This is a genomic window from Aminobacter ciceronei (assembly GCF_014138625.1).
GTDB classification, from domain to species: domain Bacteria; phylum Pseudomonadota; class Alphaproteobacteria; order Rhizobiales; family Rhizobiaceae; genus Aminobacter; species Aminobacter ciceronei.
Map to the genome: position 1 here is coordinate 52,589 of NZ_JACJHY010000026.1, position 20,898 is coordinate 73,486.

A 20,898-nucleotide genomic window follows, 5' to 3' on the forward strand; every position below is an offset into this window, starting at 1 on the left:
CGTGGCCCCGCTGCTACGCAGCTCCCAGGCGTTCGCCGCCTGCCATCGTGCCACCGGCACGATGGATTTGCTGCGCATACCGGCGTCTCACCCCTTGGCGGCGGCAACCGCTTCGGCCAGCGCCTGGGCGGCGGCCTTGGAGTCGAGTTCGCCGTTGAAGTGACGGGTAACGACGTCGTAGAGCGCGTTCTTCACCGCGGCCGGTGCGGCATAACCATGTGCCATCGAGCCGAACAGCTTGCCACCGGAGCTGGCTTCGGCCAGGTCCTTGATGCCCTTCTTACCGCAATCGTCAAAGGCGGTGTCAGGCACGTCGGTGCGTGCCGGCACCGAGCCCTTGACCACGTTGAACGACGACTGGAAGGCCGGATCCTCGATGTCGGCAGCCATCTGCAGCTGCGCCTTCTTCTTGTCGTCGCCAACCTTGAACATCATGAACATGTCAGAGTTGAAGGTGACGGCGCCCTGCGTCCCGGGGAAGCGGATGCAGACGAAGTCGGTGCCCGGCTTCTGGCCGGCCTTGAGGAACTCACCCTTGGCCCAGTCACCCATCATCTGCATGCCGGCCTTGCCCTCGATGACCATGGCCGAGGCAAGATTCCAGTCGCGGCCAGAGAAGTCCTTGTCGACATAGGTCTTGAGCTTGGCCATGCGGTCGAAGGCTTCGACCATCTTGTCGCCGCCAAGTGCGGCCGGATCGAGATCGATCATCGACGACTTGTAGAAGTCGGTGCCGAGCGACAGCACGACGGCGTCGAAGATGGTCGCATCCTGCCAGGCCTGGCCGCCATGGCCGAGCGGGGTGATGCCGTTGGCCTGCATCTTGTCGAGCACCGCGACCAGCTCGTCCCAGGTCTCGGGCGCCTTGCCGCCGGCAGCGTCGAGCGCCTTTTTGGAGATCCAGACCCAGTTGGTCGAGTGCACGTTGACAGGTGCTGCAATCCACTTGCCGTCATGCTTGGCGAAGTTCTGCAGTGCGGCCGGAACGACCTTGTCCCAGCCTTCCTTGTCGGCCACTTCGCCGAGATCGCCGACGACGCCCTGGTTGGCCCAGTCGGTGATGTCGAAGCCAAGCGCCTGCACGGCGGTGGGCGGATCGCCTGCGGTGACACGGGCGCGCAGCGCGGTCATCGCCGCTTCGCCGCCGCCGCCGGCAACCGGCATGTCTTTCCAGGTCACGCCCTGGCCTTCCAGGTTCTTCTTCAGCACGTCGAGTGCTGCTGCCTCACCGCCTGACGTCCACCAGTGCAGAACTTCGACGCTTTCCTCGGCCTGTGCCATCGGCATAGGCGCGGCAAACAGTGCCGCCACGGCTGCCGTACTCATCAAAAACTTACGCATTCCAGTTCCTCCCGGGTTGCAAGTTCCTCACGCGTCATTGCGTGTCATAAAATCCCTTCGGCCCCGCCTCTGGGAATTCCTCCGTTCAGCCGCGCGCCTCCTTCGGCATCCAATGGCCGGTGCGCGGTCCGATATGCATGTTGAGCGTCTTGGTTTCGGTGTAATCCTCGACCGCATGGCGGCCGAGCTCGCGGCCGATGCCCGATTGGCGGTAGCCGCCGAAGGGCAGCTCCGAGGCGCCGTCCATGAAGGTATTCATCCAGACGGTACCGGCACGGACTCTACGGCCGACTGTCAGGCAGGTGTCGAAGTCGCGGCTCCAGACGCCTGCCGACAGACCATAGTCGATCGAATTGGCGATACGGATCGCCTCGTCAGTGGTCTCGAAGGCAAGCACCGAAAGCACCGGTCCGAACACCTCCTCTTTCGCCACCGCCATGTCGGGGGCGACCGACGACAGGATCGTCGGCTCCATGAACTGGCCGAGGCCGAGATCAGCGGCAGACCCGCCGACAGCAACCCTCGCACCGTTCTCGCTCGCACCTTTCACGTAACCAACGATCTTCGCAAGATGCTGCGGCGTGATGATAGCACCAACCTGCGTCGATGGGTCGAGCGGATCGCCGACCTTGACCTTGGCCGACAGAGCGGCAACGCGGCTGGTCACCTCGTCGGCGACGTCGCGATGCACGATCAGGCGGGAGCCGGCATTGCAGCACTCGCCGGCGTTGAAATAGGCGCCGAAGACGGCCGCATCGACGAAGTCATCGAGATTGGCATCAGGGAAGACGATCTGCGGGTTCTTGCCGCCGAGCTCCAGTGACACTTTCTTCAACGTTTGCGCGGCGTTGGCCATGGTCAGCTTGCCGATACCGGTCGAGCCGGTGAACGACACCATGTCAATGTCGGGGTGGCTGGTCAGCGGCGCACCAGCCTCCGGCCCGGTTCCGACGATGATGTTGACCACGCCCTGGGGGACCCCTGCCGCCTCCAGAATCTCGCCGAGTACCAGCGTCGAGCCTGACGTCAACTCCGACGGCTTGACCACTGCCGTACAGCCGGCGGCCAGCGCAAAAGGCAACTTCTGGCTGACGATCAGGAACGGGAAATTCCACGGCGTGATGATCGACACGACGCCGATCGCCTCGCGCAGGACCACGCCCAGCGTGCCGTCGCCCAGCGTGTTGTAGCTCTCGCCATGCAGGTCCCGCGCAAGTGCTGCCGCATAGCGCCAGATGTCGGCGGCACCGCCAAGTTCGCCCTTGGCCTGGGAGATCGGCTTGCCTGACTCGATACAATCGAGGAAGGCGAGTTCATCGGCACGCGCGTCAATGATGTCGGCGGCCCTGAGCAGGATGCGCGAGCGCTCGGCGCCGGTCATGCGCGGCCAATGTCCGTCGTCGAACGCCTTGCGTGCCGAGGCAATGGCGCGGTTCGCATCGATAGCGGTCGCGGCCTCGTAGCGGCTGACAACGGCGCCATGGCCGGGGCTGGCGCGCTCGATGGCCTTGCCTTCGGCGCCGGCGGTCCATTTGCCGTCGATCAGCATCTTGAACTCGCGGACCTTGAAGCCGTCGAGCGGCTTGGGACGCATCAGGACCGTCATCACCATTCTCCTGCAAATTTGGCGGCACGCTTCTCGCTGAAGGCCGCGACCCCCTCCTTGAGGTCTCCGGTCTTGGCCACGAGAATCGAGCCCAGCGCCTCGACGGCGGTGCCATTGTCTTCACCATTCGCGGTGGCGATCATCAGTTTTGCGACCTCAACTGCCGCAGGCCCCCGCGCCGCGACCCGGGCCGCATAGGCGCGCGCCGCAGCCACCGCCGCGCCGGTCTCGACCACATGGTCGACCAGCCCGAGCCCTGCTGCCTCGTCGGCGGAAAACACCTCGCCGCCCAGCGCCATACGCCTCACCACCTGCGCACCGGCGCGCCTCACCAGACGCTGTGTGCCCGACCAGCCCGGCACCATGCCGAGCCCGGTTTCCGGCAGGCCGATCTTCACATGACGCTCGGCAATGCGGATGTCGGCGGCTATCGCCAGCTCCAGTCCGCCGCCCAATGCATGGCCGTTGATGGCAGCGATCACCGGTACGCGCAGCGTCGCCAGGCGTTCGAACACGCGGTGGCCGAAACGCACCCAGGCATGGCCGAACTCGTTGGGTGTCATTTCGCCCCAGGCCTTGATGTCGCCGCCGGCCGAAAACGCTTTGCCCTCGCCGGTGAGGATGGCGACGCGGATTTCCGCATTGGCCTCGACCTCGTCGCAGGCCTGGGACAGCGCCTTCAGCATGTCTATATCGAAGGCGTTGAGCTTGTCCGGCCGGGCCGCCGTGATGATCGCGACAGGACCCTCGAACTCGACCCTGATGCGCTGGTCAGCCATGGATGCCCTCCAGCTTGCGCACCGGCTTGCGCGGCAGCTTCAACCTGATCGGCGCTTCGGCGAACAGGGCAGCATCCATCTGCTTGAGTTTGTCCGACACGATCAGCGGGAATTCCGACTGGTCGAGAATATGCGTCTGCAGTTCGACGCCCGGCGCGATCTCGGTCAGCACAATGCCTTGAGGCATAAGCTTCATCACACAGCGTTCGGTGACATAGGTGATGTCCTGGCCCTGTTCGACGCCGCGACGCCCCGAGAAGGTGACATGCTCGACCTCGTTGACCAGCTTCTTGAGCTTGCCTTCCTTCTCGACCACCAGCTTGCCAGCCTCGATGTCGAGCTTGGCGCCGGCATTGAACATGCCGGAGAAGACGATCTTCCTGGCTCGCGCCGTGATGTCGATGAACCCCCCGGCACCCGCCGTCACATGTGGCCGGAAGCTGAGCTTGGAGACGTTGACCGAGCCGTTGCGGTCGATCTCGAGGAACGACAGCAGCGAGGCGTCGAAACCCGCGCCCTGGAAGTAGGTGAACTGGTAGGGCGACGGCATAAAGGCATCGGCATTCGACGCGCAGCCGAAAGCGAAATCGAGCAGCGGCACGCCGCCGACGGCACCCTGCTCGATCACCCAGGTGACCTCACCATGCAGCCCTTCTTCAAGCAGGATGCGCGGCACGTTGGCCGAAATGCCGAAGCCGAGATTGACCGCGCTGCCGGCCTCGAGTTCCTGAGCGACCCGGCGGGCGATGACCTTCTGAAGGTTGAACTCGGGCACGCGGAAGCTGTCGAGAGGCCGCATGATCTCGCCTGAAATCGCAGGGTCGTAGAGCGTCTGCGTCGTCTGCTTCTGCTCGGGGTCGACGACGATGTAGTCGACCAGCATGCCCGGCACGCGCACATCGTGCGGGCGCAGCGAGCCGTCCTTGGTGATACGCTTGACCTGGGCAATGACGATGCCGCCATTGTTGCGCGCGGCGAGTGCCTGGTCGAGCCCGCCGAGATAGGCGCCTTCATGTTCGTAGGTCAGGTTGCCGCGCTCGTCTGATGTCGTTGCCCGAATGATCGCCACTTCAGGCTTGATAGCTGGGAAGAACAGCCAGTCCTCGCCCTCGAAGCTGACCTTCTTGACCAGCGGTTCGGCCGCAGCACGCGCATTCATGGCGCAGCCCTGCCGCTCGGGATCGACGAAGGTGTCGAGCCCGACCTTGGTCATGACGCCCGGCCGCTTGGCGGCAGCCTCGCGATGCATGTCGAACATGATGCCGGACGGCACGTTGTAGGCAGCCACCTCCTCATTGCCGATCATCTGCCAGATCAGCGGCGGCTCGGCGCTCGACGGCCCCGACGGATAGGAGCCGCCGATGATCGTCTTCAGCAGGCCCTTTTTGGCGATATGGTCGACACCCTTGATGCCGCTCATGTCGCCGGCGGCGATGGGGTGCAGCGTCGTCAGGTCGCGCGGATGGCCTGTAGCCTCGAAGCGTTCGCCGATCGCCTTCAGCGTCAGGTCGGGACAGCCTAGCCCGCTCGACGACGACACCGAGACCACCGCACCATCGGGTATCAAAGCAGCGGCCTGGGCGGGAGTGATGTGCTTGCTCATGTCAGAGCCCCGCCTCGATCGCCACTGCCTTGCCCGTCGCCGCCGACTTGACCACGGCAAGACCCGTCGCCAGCGACCATACGCCGTCTTCGCCCGTGGCAGACGGTCTGCCCTTGCCGGCGACAGCATCATGGAACGCCTGCAGGCCCGCTTCGTAGAGATTGCGCTGGTCGAGATCGAGCTCGTGTTCGCCCTCGGCATTGCGCAGCACGACCGAGCCGACCGGCTTCTGCGTCATGACATTGCGCGCGATCAGCGAACCCTCGGTGCCGTGCACCTCGAAACCGGTCTCGGCGAACTTGGTGGTGAACGCGTCATGGAACTGCGCGATCACGCCTGACCTGAAGCGCAGCACTCCCATCACTGCGTCTTCGAGGCCCGCCTGCCCCATGCCACCCGCCTGGCTGAAGGCGACGGCCTCGACTGGATCGTCATTGAGCACGAAGCGCAAAGTGTCGGCGTCATGCACCGTGATATCGAGGATCACGCCGCCGCCGGCCTGCGGCTTGTCGAGCCGCCAGCCCTGCAGATGCGGCGGAAGATAGACGGCATGAAACACACGCGCCGCCAGCGGCTTGCCGATACGGCCTACGGCAATTGCGTCGCGCATCGCCCGGTGGCTTCCCGCATTGCGCAGATGGTGGTTCGTCGCCAGGACGACCCCGGCATCCTTCGCCTCATGCACCATTGCCCGGGCGTCAGAAATGGTCAGCGCCAATGGTTTCTCGCACAGCACATGCTTGCCGGCCTTAGCCGCGGCAATCGCCTGTTCCACATGCAATTCGTTGGTGGTCGAGATGTAGACGGCGTCGATACCGGCATCGCCTGTAATGTCCTCAAGCGACGTCACCGACTTCGCGATGCCGTTCGCCTGGGCATAGTCGCGGCCGCGCTCGGCATTGGTGCTCATGACGGACACCACCTCGCCGCCGGTCGCACGGATAGCGCCGATGACCCATTCCCTGGCGATGGTGCTCGCCCCGATCAGACCCCAGCGTGTCATGCGGTCACCGCCTCTCGTTTCATCCGCTGTGCCGCGCCGCAGCTCTCGCGCACCACCAGCCGCACCGAGGCGACCAGCGCCTCAGGCTCGAAATCGCCTGAATTGATCTGCTTGAGCAGGAGTTGCGCCGCCCTCCGGCCCATGCCCTGCGGATCGACCGAAACAGTGGTCAGCGCCGGCACCGCCGTTTTTGCCTCGATCACGTCGTCGAAGCCGATGACGCCGAAATCGACGCCCGGTTCGATGCGGGCGCTGCGCAGCCCGTCGCATGCGCCGAAGGCTACCGCATCATTGAAGCAGAGCGCCGCCGTCGGCCGGTCGGCCATAGACAACAGCCGCTCGACCGCCGCCACTCCGCCTGCACGCGACGGCGCCGAACTGATCACCAGCTCGTCCGAGGCATCGAGCCCCGCCTCCACCAGAGCGTCGCGAAAACCGCGCATGCGTTCGTCGAATACAGCCGTGTCGTTGAAGCCGCCGAGGAAGGCGATGCGCCGATGACCGAGCTCGATCAGGTGGCGCACGGCAGCTGCAGCCCCGGCATGTCCGTCCGACACCACGGAGGAGACCTTGAGCCCCGGCACGTTGCGCGCCACCAGCACGACAGGAATGCCGCTGTCGACCAGCGGCCGGAGATCGGCTGATGTCGTCCCGCGCGCCGGCGACAGGATCAGCCCGGCCATGCCATGCTCGCGCATCGAGGCGATCACCTCGGCCTGGCGGTCGGGATTCTCGGCCGAGTTGGCCATGAACTGGATGTAGCCGGCCGACTGCACCACCATGTCCATGCCCACCGCCAGTTCGGCAAAAAAGCTGTTGGTCAGGTCATTGACGACGATGCCGACGATCTTGGATTTCGACTGGCGCAAATTGGCGGCGCTGCGGTTGTAGACGTAGCCGAGCTCGCGGATGACGGCGCCGACCTTGGCGCGGGTCGTTTCATTGACCAGCGAGCTGCCTTGAAGGACGAGCGACACGGTCGACTTCGACACGCCGGCGGCATGCGCAACATCGACAACTGTCACCTTCGGCTGCTTCAAAACGATCCTCCTGGCGAGCGTCTCTGGCTCCCTTTTCCGAGTCCAATAATTGGAACGTTCCAAACTGTCAAGCAAGGAAGAACGGCGATACCATCCTTTTCACATCGGCAGAACCCAAAGGCCTTGGCCACCAGAATGCCAGAATTGTACACAATTCGCGCTTTCAAACGATTTGTAATGCTATTTTGCCCTGAAACCATCCCAGCATATCGATGCACCGCCCGATCGACCGGCACACCTGCGCCAGGCCTCACAATTCCGGCTTGAAATTTGGAACGATCTAAATTACCAGATGCAACCGATCAGGGAGGAACCCATGGCCAAGGCAGTGAAGCTTCCGCGGACAGACCGCTCGATCGAGACCTACACACTTGTCGGCACACCGATCGAACGACCTGAAGCCGCCCCCGTTTTCAATCGTATCGCCTACGCGGCTGCGCATGTCGTCTCCGACCCGTGGGCCGACACGCTGCCCTGGAACAGCCCTGTAATCGACTGGGATGCGACCATGGCCTTCCGCCATCATCTCTGGTCGCTCGGCTTCAAGATCGCCGAGGCGATGGACACCTCGCAGCGCGGCATGGGGCTGGATTGGACGGGCGCGCAGGAGCTGATCAGCCGCTCACTCGCCGAAGCGCGCACGGTGCCGGGTGCCGACCTCGCTTGCGGCGCGGGCACCGACCAGTTGCCCAAACAGGATGCCAAATCGCTCGACGACGTCATCTCGGCTTACGAGGAACAGCTCGGCTTCATCGAGAAGCATGGCGGCCGCGCGATTCTGATGGCGAGCCGGGCGCTCGCCCATGTCGCGAAATCCCCCGACGACTACCGCAAGGTCTACGGCCGCATCCTTGGCCAGGCCAAGGACAAAGTCGTCCTCCACTGGTTGGGCGACATGTTCGATCCCGAACTCACAGGCTATTGGGGCGGCGACCGTTTCGAGGACACGTTGCTGACCGTGCTGTCCATCATCACCGATCACCAGGACAAGGTCGAAGGCATCAAGATCTCGCTGCTTGACCAGGCCTATGAGGTCGAGCTGCGCCGGCGTCTGCCCCAGGACGTGATCTGCTTCACCGGCGATGACTTCAACTATGCCACCCTGATAGAAGGTGACGGCACGCGCCACAGCCACGCGCTGCTCGGCATCTTCGATGCGGTAGCGCCCCAGGCATCCAAGGCGCTGGCAGCCTTGGCCAACGGCGACCTCGCCACCTTCCGTGGCACCATCGAGCCGACAGTGCCGTTGTCGCGCAAGATTTTCGAGGCGCCGACGCAATATTACAAGGCCGGCGTCGTCTTCCTCGCCTGGCTCAACGGCCACCAGAGCCACTTCACCATGCCCGCCGGCATGCAATCGGCAAGAGGTGCACTGCACTACGCCGACATCTTCCGCCTCGCCGACCAGGCCAATGTGCTCGACAAGCCTGACCTCGCTGCATTGCGCATGACGGCGCTGATGACACAGTACGGCTTCGCCTGACCGGCTACATCAGGCCAAGCTGCTTGTAGAAACCGAGCGCGTCATAATAGTCGCTCTGGCTGGCGATCTTGCCATCCTTGACCGAGAACATCGAGGCGCCGGTGAAGGCAAACTTCTTGCCGGTCGCCTTGGTGCCGTCGGCCCAGTCGCCGGTGTTGGTGCCGGAGAATTCCCATTCGAACGACACGCGGTCGTCCTGCACCACGGGCTTGCCCTTCATCGTCCAGACGGCATCGGGTACAGCCTTCAGGAAATTGTCGATGACGCCGGTCTTGGCAGCTTCCTTGCCCTCGACGGGCTTGCCAACCGAAGCGTCGTAGTAGACGACGTTGTCGGCGAAATGTTCGGCCGCCTTGGCCGAGTCATGGGCATTCCAGGCGGCGAGATAGGCGTCGACGACAGCCTGCGGCGTGTCCTGCGCCAGCGCCGGCCCGATGGCTGGAGCCGTAGCGAGGAATGCAGCAACGGCTGCGGATGCGAGAAACTGACGACGATGCATGTCTTTTCCTCCCTTGTTTCCTTTGCCCCGTTCACGGGGAGAAGGTGGCCCGAAGGGCCGGATGAGGGCGGGTACGACAAGCTGTGCTCCCTCATCTGCCTGCCCGTCCAGCCGGATCCCGCAGCCTGCGGCAGCGTCCCGGCATTCGCTGGCCTGCCATGATGCCACCGGCATCATGGCTTTCGCGCTGCGCGCGAAAACGGCCGCTCACCCATGCGCGATCATGACATGGCGTACGGCGGTGTAGTCCTCCAGCGCGTAGACCGACATGTCCTTGCCGTAGCCGGACTGTTTCAGACCGCCATGCGGCATCTCGTTGGTCAGCATGAAGTGCGTGTTGATCCAGGTGCAGCCATATTGCAGCCGCGCCGCGGTCGCCATGCCGCGCGAGATGTCCTTGGTCCACACCGACGACGCCAGGCCGTAGTCGCTGTCATTGGCCCAGTTGACCGCCTCGTCGACGTCGGAGAAACGCGTTACCGAAACCACCGGGCCGAACACCTCGCGGCGCACGATCTCGTCCTCCTGCAGCGCGCCGGCGACGACCGTCGGCTGGTAGTAGAAGCCGCCGCCCTCGCCCGGCTTGCCGCCTGTGGTGATCTCGATGTGCTTGAGCTCGGAGGCCCGTTCGACGAAGGAGGCAACGCGGTCGCGCTGGCGCCTGGAGATGAGCGGCCCGATCTCGTTTTCGGTGTCGTCGGCCTGGCCGTAGCGGATGGTAGACACTGCTGACGACAGGTCGGCGACGAGCTTGTCGTAGACCTTTTTCCCGGCGTAGATGCGGCAGGCCGCCGTGCAGTCCTGGCCGGCATTGTAGTAGCCGAAAGCGCGCAGGCCGCTGACCACGGCGTCGATGTCGGCATCGTCGAAGACGATGACCGGCGCCTTGCCGCCGAGTTCGAGATGCGTGCGTTTGACCGACTTGGCCGCCGCCTGCAACACCTTCTTGCCGGTGGCGACGTCGCCGGTAATCGAGATCATGCTGACCGCCGCATGGTTGATCAGCGCATTGCCGACACTCTCGCCGCGGCCGAGCACGACATTGACCACGCCTTCCGGCAGGACCTCAGCGAGAATCCTGGCGAGCTTCAGTGCCGTCAGCGGCGTCTGCTCCGAAGGCTTGAAGACGACAGTGTTGCCGCCGGCGATTGCCGGTGCCAGCTTCCAAGCCATCATCATCAGCGGATAGTTCCACGGCGCGATAGAGGCGACGATGCCTACGGGGTCGCGGCGGATCATCGAGGTGTGCCCGGGCAGATACTCGCCCGCCACCAGACCCGGCATCGAGCGCACCGCGCCGGCGAAGAAGCGGTAGCAGTCGACGATAGCCGGAATCTCGTCATTGAGCACGGCGTTGATCGGCTTGCCGCAGTTGAGTGCCTCGAGCCTGGCAAAGGCTTCCGCCTCGGCCTCGATGCGGTCGGCGATCTTGAGCAGGTAGCCCGAGCGCTGCGCCGGCGTGGTCTTCGACCACGTCACGAACGCCGTCTGCGCTGCCGTAACCGCCGCCTCGATCTGCGCCGGCGAGGCCTCCGGCAGGCTGAGAATCGTCTCGCCGGTGCGCGGGTTGAGGATCGCTTCCTCGGTCTCTGTTCCCCGCTCGAATTTCGAGCCGATGAGCATCTGGGTGTCCATGATTTCTCCCTTTCGAGGCTTATTTGCCGGCGCCGGCGATCTGGTCGCCTTCGCGGGTCAGGTAATAGGCGGCAAGGATGGGCAGCAGGGTCGCGAGCACGACGACCATGGCGACGACATTGGTGACCGGGCGCTGGCGTGGCCGGACCAGTTCCTCCAGCATCCAGATCGGCAGCGTCTGCTGCTGTCCGGCGGTGAAGGTGGTGACAATGACTTCGTCGAAGGACAGCGCAAAAGCGAGCATGCCACCGGCCAGAAGTGCCGTGCCTATGTTGGGCAGGATCACATGCCTGAACGTCTGGAAGCCGTCGGCGCCGAGATCCATCGATGCTTCGATGAGCGAGCCCGAGGTCCGGCGGAACCGTGCCACCGCGTTGTTGTAGACGACGACGACGCAGAACGTCGCGTGTCCCAGCACGATCGTCCAGAACGAGAACGGGATCTCCGCCAAGCTGAAGGCCGAGCGCAGTGCGATGCCGGTGATAATGCCGGGTAGCGCGATGGGAAGGATGACCAGCAGCGAGATCGCCTCGCGGCCAAAAAACCTGGTCTGGCTGACGGCAGCGGCACAGAGCGTGCCGAGCACCAGCGCGATACCGGTCGAGATCGCCGCGACCTGCACCGAAAGCCCCAGCGCCTGCCAGACGTCGGCACGTCCCCACGTCACGGCGAACCACTGGGTGGTAAAGCCGGGCGGCGGCCACTGGTAGCTCTTCTCTTCGGTGGTGAAGGCGTAGACGAAGATCAGCAGGATGGGCAGGTGCAGGAAGGCAAGGCCCGCGGCAGCTGCGATCTTGAGGCCGGTCGGGGCAGATTGCGAGCGGTCAGAGCGCATCGAAGGCTCCCATGCGTTTGGCGCCCCAGAGGTAGAAGCCCATAATGACGACGGGCACCACGGTGAAGGCGGCGGCGAGAGGGATGTTGCCGGCGGTTCCCTGCTGGGCATAGACCGCCTGACCGATGAAAAGCCTGGACGTGCCGATGATCTGCGGGATGATGTAGTCGCCCAGCGTCAGCGAGAATGTGAAGATCGAGCCGGCAACGATGCCGGGCAGCGCCAGCGGGAACAGCACGTTGCGGAACGTCTGCCTTGGTGACGCGCCGAGGTCTGACGAGGCCTCGACCAGATTGCCCGGCACACGTTCGAGTGCTGCCTGGATCGGCAGGATCATGAATGGCAGCCAGACATAGACGAAGACGATGAATGTGCCGGTGAACGATACCGACAGCGAGTTTCCGCCAATGACGGGCAGCGACAGCCAGCTGTCGAGCAGCCACGACAGATGCAGTTTGGCAAACAGCCAGGTCAGGATGCCTTCTTTGGCGAGGATCAGCTTCCAGGCATAGATCTTGACCAGGTAGCTCGACCACAAGGGCAGCATGACCCCGAGATAGAACAGCGCTTTCCAGGTGCCGCGGGCATAGCGCGCGGCGTAGTAGGCGATCGGGAACGCGATGATGGCTGAAGCCAGCGTCACCACTGCGGCCATCGTCACCGTCCGGACGATGATGTCGAGATTGACCGCCTGCAACAGGTCGCCATAGGTCTTCAGCGTCAGCTCGCGGCTGATCAGCCCGGAGAACTCGTCGATCGAAAAGAAGCTCTGCGCCAGAAGTGCGATCAGCGAGCCGATATAGACGACGCCGAGCCAGAGCAGCGGCGGCGCCAGCATCAGGAACAGCAGCAAGCCCGGCTTGCGCCACAAGAGGTCCGAAAACGAGCCGGCCAGTCCGCCGCGCCGGGGCAGGATCGCCGCAGCCACGTTGGATGTGCCTGACACAGCCTGGACGCTCATGCCTGCTCCTCCATGAGGTGGAGCTGGTCGCGGTTGAAGGTCAGCATGACATGGGCGCCGTCCTCGGGCACGGCAGTACCTGACGGCAGCGTCGCGTGCAGTCTCAAGCCGTTGGCGTCGAGCGAAAGTTTGGTGGCCGCACCCAGATAGTGACGCGAGACGACGCGCGCCGCGACGCCGTCGCCAGACGTGTCGGAGCGGACACGGATCTGCTCCGGCCTGAGGCTGCCCCAGCGGTGTTGGCCGGCATAACGCTGGACAAAATCGGGCGGTAGCACGTTGGACGAACCGACGAAATCGGCGACGAAGCGCGAGGCCGGGCGCTGGTAGATTTCTTCCGGGGCACCGACCTGCATGATACGGCCGTCATTGAACACGGCGACCCGGTCGGCCATCGACAGCGCTTCGCCCTGGTCGTGGGTGACGAAGACGAAAGTGATGCCCAGCGCCTTCTGCAATTGCTTGAGTTCTTCCTGCATGCTCTCGCGCAGCTTGAGGTCGAGCGCACCGAGCGGCTCGTCGAGCAGCAGCACCTTGGGCTTGTTGACCAGCGCACGCGCCAGCGCCACACGCTGCCTCTGGCCGCCGGACAGCTGGCTCGGCTTGCGGCCGCCGTAACCCGGCAGTTGCACAAGCTTGAGCGCATCTTCGGCGGCGCGATGGCGCTCGTCCTTGCCAACGCCCTTGACCATCAGGCCGTAGGCGACGTTGTCGAGCACGTTGAGATGCGGAAACAGCGCGTAGTCCTGGAACACCGTGTTGACGTTGCGCCGGTAAGGCGGCACGCCTTCGGCACGTTCGCCGAAGATTGAGATGCTGCCCGAGGTCGGCTGCTCGAAGCCGGCGATCAGCCGGAGGCAGGTGGTCTTGCCCGAACCCGAGGGACCCAGCATGGCGAAGAACTCACCAGGCTTGATCTCGAGGTCGACGGCATCGACCGCGCGCACCGCGCCGAAATGGCGCGAGGTTTTCTGAAAGGCGACTGCTGGGGTCATCGTCTTTGGCTTCCGATGTCTGGGCCATGTGCGCCCGGGTGATGGCCTGGCCATGGCAACGCATCCGGCCGACCCACGGCCGCCGATGCTTGTCTGCCGCCGTCAGGCGGTCGTTTAAGCTCGGTTGGTGCCTCCGCCCCCTCTCCCCGTGGGGAGAGGGTCGGCCGCAAGCGGCCTGGCGAGGGGGCATCGTTTCGTTGCCGGCCTCAGCGGCCGCCGATCACGCCGATATAGTCTGACACCCAGCGATAATAGGGCACGCATTGGTCGTTCTGGCTGGCGCATTTCGACACCGGGGTCCGCCAGAACTTGATCTTGGCGAAGTCCTCGAAGCCGTTGGCCTTGCAGCCCGCATCGGTCAGCAGTTCGTTGCCCTTGCAAGCAGCCGGCACGACCGGGTTAGACCCGAACCACGCAGCAAGATCGCCCTGCAGCTTGGGGTTCAGCGAATGCTCGAGCCACATATAGGCGCAGTTCGGATTGGCGGCATCGACATGCATCATCGTCGTGTCGGCCCAGCCGGTGGCGCCTTCCTCCGGGATCGTCGAGCCGACGGGCTGCTTTTCCGAGCCAAGCAGGTTGACCTGGAATGGCCACGATCCCGAAGCCACGACGCCTTCGTTCTTGAAGTCGTCGACCTGGATCATGGCGTCGTGCCAGTAGCGGCCGACAAGCGTACGCTGGACGCGCAGCAGGTCGAGGGCCGCCTTGTACTGGTCCTCGTTGAGCTCGTAGGGATCCTTGATACCGAGGTCGGGCTTGTGGGCCATCAGGTAGTTGGCAGCGTCCGCGATGTGGATCGCGCCGTCATAGGCCTGGACGCGTCCCTTGTTGGGCTTGCCGTCGGGCAGGTCCATCGGCTCGAACACGACGTTCCAGCTCTTCGGCGCTTCCTTGAATACGTTGGTGTTGTACATCAGCACGTTGGGCCCCCACTGATAGGGCACGCCGTAATGCTGGCTGTCGACGGTGAACCACGGCGCATCCTTGAGGCGCTCATCGATGGTTGACCAGCTCTTGACCAAATCGGTATTGATCGGCTGGACGCGCTTGCCGGCGACGAGGCGGAGCGAGGCGTCGCCCGAGGCAGTGACGAGGTCGAAGCCGCCTTCGTTCATCAGCGCGACCATTTCGTCAGACGTGGCTGCAGTCTTGACGTTGACCTTGCAGCCCGACGCCTTTTCGAACTCCGTCACCCAGTCGTAATTCTTGTCGGTCTCGCCACGCTCGATGTAGCCCGGCCAGGCGATGATGTTGACCTGCCCCTCGCCCTTGCCGATTTCCTTGACCTGCGCCACCGCCTGGCCGGAAAAGCTGCAGGCCAAGGCGATTGCCGTGCAGGATTTCAGAAATGTCTTCATCTCGATCCTCCCATGTGCAGGAACCGCTCTCCCATTGGCGGTGTTGCCCTGAGACGAAAGGTGCTGCGAAAGCGCAGGTTTCGCAAATTCATTCGAAAGAAGGGTGATATCGGTTTTTCCGATACCGAGCAGATGCGTCAAAGCTTCTGGCGAACAGTCCGCTGTGCTTGCGCGATGCCGATGAAATCGCGCGCCGCGGCTGGCAACGACGAGCCGCGCCGCCACACCATGCCGACCTGCACCACCGGCAGCGAACCCGAGACGTCGCGGGACTCGATACGATCGCCTTCCAGTGACCACGGCCGGTAGACGAGGTCGGGCAGCAGTGCCACCCCTGCCCCTGTCGCCACCAGCGAACGCACCGCCTCGACCGAACGTGTCCGGAAGGCGACATGCGGTTTGGCACCGATCGCCGAAAGCAGTTTGCCGGTGTTTTCCTCGATCTCGTCGACCGACAGCATGATCAGTGGCTCGGATGCGATGTCGCCCACGCTGATGATTTCTGCCGAGGCGAGCGGATGGCCGAGCGGTAGCCAGAGACGATAGGCGGAGACCTCGAGGATTTCCGATTGCAGAGCCATGCGGTCACGCAGGTTGGATGTGACCATGACGGCGAGATCGAGCTTGCCGCCGACAAGCAGATGCTCGAGGTAGTCGCCATTGTCCTCGATGGCCGAGATCTCGACAGCCGGATGGGCGCGGCGGTAGCGCGCAAGAAGATCGGACAGCACGTAACCCGCAACCAGCGAAGTGACGCCAAGTTTGAGCTGTCCGGTCGCGGTCGCCTGCCCGCCGAAAAAGGTGCGCCGGGCGTCGGAGACGTCGGCCAGGATCTTGGTGGCGTGGCGCAGGAACTGGTGGCCCTTATGGGTGATGTTGAGTCCGCGCGGATGACGCTCGAACAGCTCGACGCCGAGGTCGGCTTCCAGCTCCTTGATCGCCTCGGTCACCGACGACTGCGAGATCGACAGGTTCTGCGCCGCGCGCGAGATCGTGCCCTGCTCGGCGACGGCAACGAAGAACTGAAGCTGGCGAAGCGTGAAGGCCATGGCCGGAGTAGACAGGGCGGTGGGGGATTTGGGAAGGCCCTCGCCAAACCACGCTTGTTGTTACGATGGGAAAAGGCCCGCCACCATCGATCGTATCCCGGGCGAGCGAAGCGAGACCCGGGATGACGTGTCAGAGTCGACAGAGCGCGAAAGGTCCGATGCCAAATTGCGCAGATAGCGATCCTTTGCACCCCCCTCTGGCCTGCCGGCCATCTCCCCCACCAGGAGGGAGATCACCCCTTCATCCCCGTCCCAGCCAAACACCAACGTCGCAAAGCCAATCCTTACGACGCAGCAGGATGGGCGCCGACCGCGACGCGACTAATCTCCCTCCTTGTGGGGGAGATGGCCGGCAGGCCAGAGGGGGGGGGCGAAGGGATTAGGCAGTCGAGATTGGCACCGACACGCTCGGAGCAGCCTGCCAATAGAACTTCACGACCGTAGGAGTTCTCTCCCCGCTCAAATCGGAAAACGTGCCAAAAAATAAGGCGGGAAATCCCCGCCTCTTTGAAATGCCAATGGTCCGCGCGAAGGGCAGCGGCCCCCTAGTGCAGCACCAGCACGTCTCCGGAGGAGAAGCTGATTTCGGTCTTCTGGCCAACGACCGGCGGTGGGCTGCTCGGGCTGTTGAAGGTGTCGAGCGAGACGACGTTCTGGCCGACGCCGACGCGTACGCGGATGACCGAGCCCAGGAAATGCACGTCGGCGATCTGGCCGGTGAGGTTCGAATCGTTGCCGGCCTTGCGGCCGAGCGAGATCGCCTCGGGACGCAGCGCCAGCGACAGCGTATCGCCTGACTTGGAGCCGTTGAGCTTGCCCTTGAGGCCGATCTCCTCGGCGTTGATCTTGACAGTGCCGGAGGCGGCGTCGCTGATCGTGCCTTCGAGCACGTTGAGCGTGCCGACGAAATTGGCGACGAACTTGGTCGACGGGCGGTTGTAGATCTCGAACGGCGTGCCGGTTTGGTCGGCGCGGCCCTCATTCATCACCACGATGCGGTCGGACATCGACAGCGCCTCCTCCTGGTCGTGGGTGACGAAGATGGTGGTGATGCCGAGCTTCTTCTGGATCGAACGGATTTCCTCGCGCAGCGAGATGCGAACCTTGGCGTCGAGCGCCGACAGCGGCTCGTCGAGCAGCAAGAGCTTGGGCTTGGGTGCCAGCGCGCGGGCAAGAGCTATGCGCTGCTGCTGGCCGCCGGAAAGCTGGTAGGGATAGCGGTCGCCGAAGTCGGGCAGCTTGATGATGCCGAGCATCTCGTCGATGCGCGCCTGGGCCTCCGCCTTGGGCACGCCGGCAACCTTGAGGCCAAAGCCGATGTTCTGGGCGACGGTCAGGTTGGGGAACAGCGCATAGGCCTGAAACACCATGCCGATGTTACGCTGGTTGGGCTTGAGGCCGGTGACATCCTTGCCGCCGATCAGCACCTTGCCGGCGCTGGGCTCCTCGAAGCCGGCGACGATGCGCAGCATGGTCGTCTTGCCGCAGCCCGATGGTCCGAGGAACGAGACGAACTCGCCGGCACCGACGTCGAGGTTGAAGTCCTTGACCACGGCGACGTTGCCGAAGGATTTCTTGACGTTCTGGATGGAAAGGAAGGGATCGGCCATTGGCTTGTGCTCTTCTTGTTCAGTTCGGGCGGTTTGCCGACTTCGGCGCGAAACGGGCGAGGATCTGGATCACCGACATGCAGCCCCAGGTGATGGCAAAGGCGATGACCGCAAGTGCCGCCGGCTCATAGGCGCGGTTGGCGCCGATGTTCTGCAGATACGGACCGAAGGCCGGACGGTTGAGCAGGCTGGCCAGCGTGAACTCGCCGATGACGATGGCGAAGGTCAGGAAGGCGCCCGACAGCACGGCGATCAGCACGTTGGGCAGGATGACGCGGGCGATGATCGTGGCCCAGCCGGCACCGAGGATCTGCGCGGCTTCGGTCAGCGTGCGCACATCGATGGTGCGCAGACCGGTGTCGACCGCACGGTACATGTAGGGCAGCGCCAGCGTGGCATAGCCGATGACCAGCAGCGCATCGGTGCCACGCGCCGAGCCGAGGAACGGCAGCGGCGAGTTGGAGCCATACATCCTGATGTAGCCGAAGACGATGACGATGGCCGGGATGACGAGCGGCAGCAGCGTGATGAACTCGACGATCGGCCGGAGATGCGGCATGCGCAGCCTGATCCAGTAGGCCGTCGGCACGACGAGGAAGACGCCGAGCAGGATGGTGAAGACTGCAACCGTTACCGAATAGCCGAAGGTTTCCTGGAAACGGCTGTCGCCGAGCACGACACGATAGGCGTCGAAGGAATATTCGCCGCGGCGCATGCGCAGCGAGAACTCGAAGGTGGCGATCAGCGGGATGAAGAAATAGGCGGCGCCGACGGCAAAGACGAGCCAGGCCCAGAAACGGGAGGTCTTCATTTGAGCCACCTCTCCGAGCGGGTTCGGAACCAGATGTAGAAGATGTTGGCGAGGCCGGTGACGACGATCATGCCGAAGGCCAGCGCATAGCCGAGATGTGGGTTGTGCAGCACGTCACCGCGGATCTGCGCATAGAGCTTGATCGGCACGATGTTGAGCGATGAGCCGGTAAAGGCATAGGCCGTGGCGATGGCGCCGAAGGAATTGGCAAACAGCAGGATGACCGTGCCGAGGAAGCTCGGCCACAGCACCGGGATGACGACCATGCGCCAGTACTGCCAGGTGGTGGCGCCGAGCGTGGCGGCCGCCTCGCCCCATTCACGCTTCAGGCCGTCGATCGCCGGCGTGATGATGACGATCATCAGCGGGATCTGAAAGAACAGGTAAACGATGATCAGGCCCCAGGACGTCAACACGTTGAATCCCAGCGCGTAGATGTCGATGCCGATGCCGCGCAGCAACACCGTGACCAGGCCGAGGCGGCCAAGCGTCGCGAGGAAGGCGAAGGCCAGCGGCACGCCGGCGAAATTGGAGGCGACGCCCGAAAACGTCATCGTCGACGAGCGCACCCAGCTCGGCAGGCCGCCGCGCACGATGGCGATCGCCATTGCAAGACCGATGAAGGCGCCGATAGTGGCCGACCAGAAGCTGATCTTAATCGACACCCAATAGGCGTCGCGGATCGAAGCGTCGAGGAACAGCTGGCGGATATTGTCGAGCGTGTACTCACCCTGGTCGTTTTGGAAGGCGCCGATGACGAGATAGAGCGTCGGCAGGATCAGGAACATCAAGGCGAAGATGAAGAACGGCGCGACGCCGAGCCAATGGGTCGGCAAGCGGAAACCGCGGGTCGCATCCGGCGGAGCGGAGCGTGCGGCGATGGCCGGGTCGGATATGCTGGCTTGGGTCATCGGAGCGCCGTCTCGAGAGAAAATGCGGGCGGCCGCGAAGCCGCCCGCGATGGCAGAGATCAGTTACTGAACGTTGGCGCCGACAACGGCATCCCACTGCTTGGTGATCGCTTCCTTGCCCTTGGCCTGGTCTTCAAGCGTCGGGAACACGGCCTTTTCATAGGCAGCGGCCGGCGGCAGCTTGTCGAGCATTTCCTGCGGGATCTTGCCATTCTTTGCGAGATCGTTGAAGCGGATCGGGTGGCAGTAGCCCTTCAGCCAGCCGAGCTGACCTTCGTCGGAATAGAGATACTCCATCCACAGCTTGGCAGCGTTCGGGTGCGGCGCATAAGCGCTGATCGCCTGGACGTAGACGCCAGCAACGACGCCCGAAGCCGGAACGATGACGTCGACCGGCGGGTTGCCGTTCAGCGTGTCGCGGCCCGCAAGGGCGTTGTAGTCCCAGGTGATCAGGATCGGGGTCTGGCCCTGGGCGAGCGTCGCCGACTTGCCGATGACCGGCACGAAGTTGCCCTTGGCGTTCAGTTCCTTGAAGAAGGCGAGGCCCTTCTCGGCGGCCGAGGCGGCGTCGGTGGCACCCGAGCCGAGACCGGCGGCATAGACGCCCTGGATCGCCTGATTGGACGCGCGCGGATCACCGGCAAGCGCAACCGAGTTCTTATACTCGTCCTTGAGCAGGTCGGCCCAGTCGGCCGGCGGGTTCTTGACGAGGTCCTTGTTCACTTCGAAGGACAGCACGCCGTAATAGTCGCCGTACCAGTAGCCTTCGGCGTCCTTGGCGGTGTCAGGGATCGAATCCCAGGTCGCGACCTTGTAGGGCTGGATCAGGCCGTCGGCCTTGGCCTGCGGACCGTAGGAGAGACCGACGTCGATGACGTCAGGCGCCTGCGGGCCCTTGTTGTCCTTGTTGGCCTTGATCGCCTCGATCTCGTCGCTGGAGCCCGCGTCGGGGTTCAGCTCGTTGACGGTGATCTCCGGGTACTTCTTCTTGAAGCCTTCGATGACGGCGCCATATCCGCACCAGTCATGCGGCAGCGCGATCGTGGTCAGCTGGCCCTCCGCCTTCGCGGCGGCTTCGAGTGCGGCCATATCCTGGGCCGACACAAAAGCCGTCGTCACCATCAGCGACGCCGCGCTTAGGGAAAGCACTTTCCCTGCAAACTTGAACATGTGTTCTCTCCGTTGAACTGACGCCATGAGACGCCTGCGATGCGGTAATAGCTTCATGTGACAGTCGCATGAAAGTTCCATGAAGCCACCGCCCGCAGTGGAAAAAAGTTAACTACTTTTAATCGGTTGTCGCAATCGTCGCCGTTGTTTACCGGCTAATTAAATTCCGAATGTCCCCCAAGCCCTCCCCCTTTGTTTTGCCGACT

18 protein-coding genes are annotated in these 20,898 nt (G+C 63.8%); 1 reads left to right on the forward strand and 17 read right to left on the reverse strand.

Going from position 1 to position 20,898, the window contains the following annotated elements; genetic code table 11:
- Positions 1-87 precede the first annotated feature (87 nt).
- The 6 genes from HNQ95_RS23665 to HNQ95_RS23690 all read right to left on the reverse strand — a co-directional run bounded on the left by HNQ95_RS23665 (position 88) and on the right by HNQ95_RS23690 (position 7,372).
- Positions 88-1,341 carry an ABC transporter substrate-binding protein gene (locus tag HNQ95_RS23665; protein ID WP_182575401.1) on the reverse strand — a complete coding sequence of 418 codons (1,254 nt, stop codon included), beginning with the start codon at positions 1,339-1,341 and terminating at the stop codon, positions 88-90.
- Between the two features lie 85 nt (positions 1,342-1,426).
- Positions 1,427-2,947: an aldehyde dehydrogenase family protein gene (locus tag HNQ95_RS23670; protein WP_067966190.1), complete on the reverse strand. Its 1,521-nt coding sequence runs from the start codon at positions 2,945-2,947 to the stop codon at positions 1,427-1,429.
- Positions 2,947-3,726: an enoyl-CoA hydratase/isomerase family protein gene (locus HNQ95_RS23675; RefSeq protein WP_067958266.1), complete on the reverse strand. Its 780-nt coding sequence runs from the start codon at positions 3,724-3,726 to the stop codon at positions 2,947-2,949. The genes HNQ95_RS23670 and HNQ95_RS23675 overlap by 1 nt, the downstream gene beginning before the upstream one ends.
- Positions 3,719-5,329, reverse strand: a complete 1,611-nt coding sequence (locus HNQ95_RS23680) for an acyl CoA:acetate/3-ketoacid CoA transferase (RefSeq protein WP_067958265.1) — start codon at positions 5,327-5,329, stop codon at positions 3,719-3,721. The genes HNQ95_RS23675 and HNQ95_RS23680 overlap by 8 nt, the downstream gene beginning before the upstream one ends.
- Position 5,330: 1 nt before the next feature.
- Positions 5,331-6,332: a Gfo/Idh/MocA family protein gene (locus HNQ95_RS23685; protein ID WP_067958262.1), complete on the reverse strand. Its 1,002-nt coding sequence runs from the start codon at positions 6,330-6,332 to the stop codon at positions 5,331-5,333.
- Positions 6,329-7,372, reverse strand: a complete 1,044-nt coding sequence (locus HNQ95_RS23690; protein WP_182575400.1) for a LacI family DNA-binding transcriptional regulator — start codon at positions 7,370-7,372, stop codon at positions 6,329-6,331. The genes HNQ95_RS23685 and HNQ95_RS23690 overlap by 4 nt, the downstream gene beginning before the upstream one ends.
- Before the next feature lie 316 nt (positions 7,373-7,688).
- Here HNQ95_RS23690 and HNQ95_RS23695 point away from each other — a divergent pair, with 316 nt between their 5' ends.
- On the forward strand, positions 7,689-8,855 hold the full coding sequence (locus HNQ95_RS23695) for a dihydrodipicolinate synthase family protein (RefSeq protein WP_182575399.1): 1,167 nt from the start codon (positions 7,689-7,691) through the stop codon (positions 8,853-8,855).
- 4 nt (positions 8,856-8,859) lie between these two features.
- Here HNQ95_RS23695 and HNQ95_RS23700 read toward each other — a convergent pair whose 3' ends face one another.
- The 11 genes from HNQ95_RS23700 to HNQ95_RS23750 all read right to left on the reverse strand — a co-directional run bounded on the left by HNQ95_RS23700 (position 8,860) and on the right by HNQ95_RS23750 (position 20,692).
- Positions 8,860-9,354 (reverse strand): ester cyclase, encoded by a 495-nt coding sequence (locus HNQ95_RS23700; protein ID WP_154386957.1) that lies wholly within the window; start codon positions 9,352-9,354, stop codon positions 8,860-8,862.
- Between the two features lie 207 nt (positions 9,355-9,561).
- Positions 9,562-10,989, reverse strand: a complete 1,428-nt coding sequence (locus HNQ95_RS23705; RefSeq protein WP_067958254.1) for a gamma-aminobutyraldehyde dehydrogenase — start codon at positions 10,987-10,989, stop codon at positions 9,562-9,564.
- Between the two features lie 19 nt (positions 10,990-11,008).
- The gene (locus tag HNQ95_RS23710; protein ID WP_182575398.1) at positions 11,009-11,824 is read right to left on the reverse strand and encodes an ABC transporter permease; all 816 of its coding nucleotides are present in this window, start codon (positions 11,822-11,824) and stop codon (positions 11,009-11,011) included.
- Positions 11,814-12,785, reverse strand: coding sequence for an ABC transporter permease (locus tag HNQ95_RS23715; RefSeq protein WP_182575397.1), 972 nt, complete (start codon positions 12,783-12,785; stop codon positions 11,814-11,816). The genes HNQ95_RS23710 and HNQ95_RS23715 overlap by 11 nt, the downstream gene beginning before the upstream one ends.
- Entirely contained in the window at positions 12,782-13,780 is a 999-nt protein-coding gene (locus HNQ95_RS23720; RefSeq protein WP_154386953.1) for an ABC transporter ATP-binding protein, read from the reverse strand. The genes HNQ95_RS23715 and HNQ95_RS23720 overlap by 4 nt, the downstream gene beginning before the upstream one ends.
- Before the next feature lie 206 nt (positions 13,781-13,986).
- Positions 13,987-15,141 carry an ABC transporter substrate-binding protein gene (locus HNQ95_RS23725; RefSeq protein WP_067958243.1) on the reverse strand — a complete coding sequence of 385 codons (1,155 nt, stop codon included), beginning with the start codon at positions 15,139-15,141 and terminating at the stop codon, positions 13,987-13,989.
- Positions 15,142-15,278: 137 nt separating this feature from the next.
- Positions 15,279-16,190 (reverse strand): LysR family transcriptional regulator, encoded by a 912-nt coding sequence (locus HNQ95_RS23730; RefSeq protein WP_067958240.1) that lies wholly within the window; start codon positions 16,188-16,190, stop codon positions 15,279-15,281.
- Between the two features lie 545 nt (positions 16,191-16,735).
- Positions 16,736-17,800, reverse strand: coding sequence for an ABC transporter ATP-binding protein (locus tag HNQ95_RS23735; RefSeq protein WP_182575396.1), 1,065 nt, complete (start codon positions 17,798-17,800; stop codon positions 16,736-16,738).
- Between the two features lie 19 nt (positions 17,801-17,819).
- Positions 17,820-18,611: an ABC transporter permease gene (locus tag HNQ95_RS23740; protein ID WP_067958235.1), complete on the reverse strand. Its 792-nt coding sequence runs from the start codon at positions 18,609-18,611 to the stop codon at positions 17,820-17,822.
- Entirely contained in the window at positions 18,608-19,522 is a 915-nt protein-coding gene (locus HNQ95_RS23745) for an ABC transporter permease (RefSeq protein WP_371746476.1), read from the reverse strand. The genes HNQ95_RS23740 and HNQ95_RS23745 overlap by 4 nt, the downstream gene beginning before the upstream one ends.
- A gap of 63 nt (positions 19,523-19,585) precedes the next feature.
- Positions 19,586-20,692 (reverse strand): ABC transporter substrate-binding protein, encoded by a 1,107-nt coding sequence (locus HNQ95_RS23750; RefSeq protein WP_067958226.1) that lies wholly within the window; start codon positions 20,690-20,692, stop codon positions 19,586-19,588.
- Positions 20,693-20,898 lie beyond the last annotated feature (206 nt).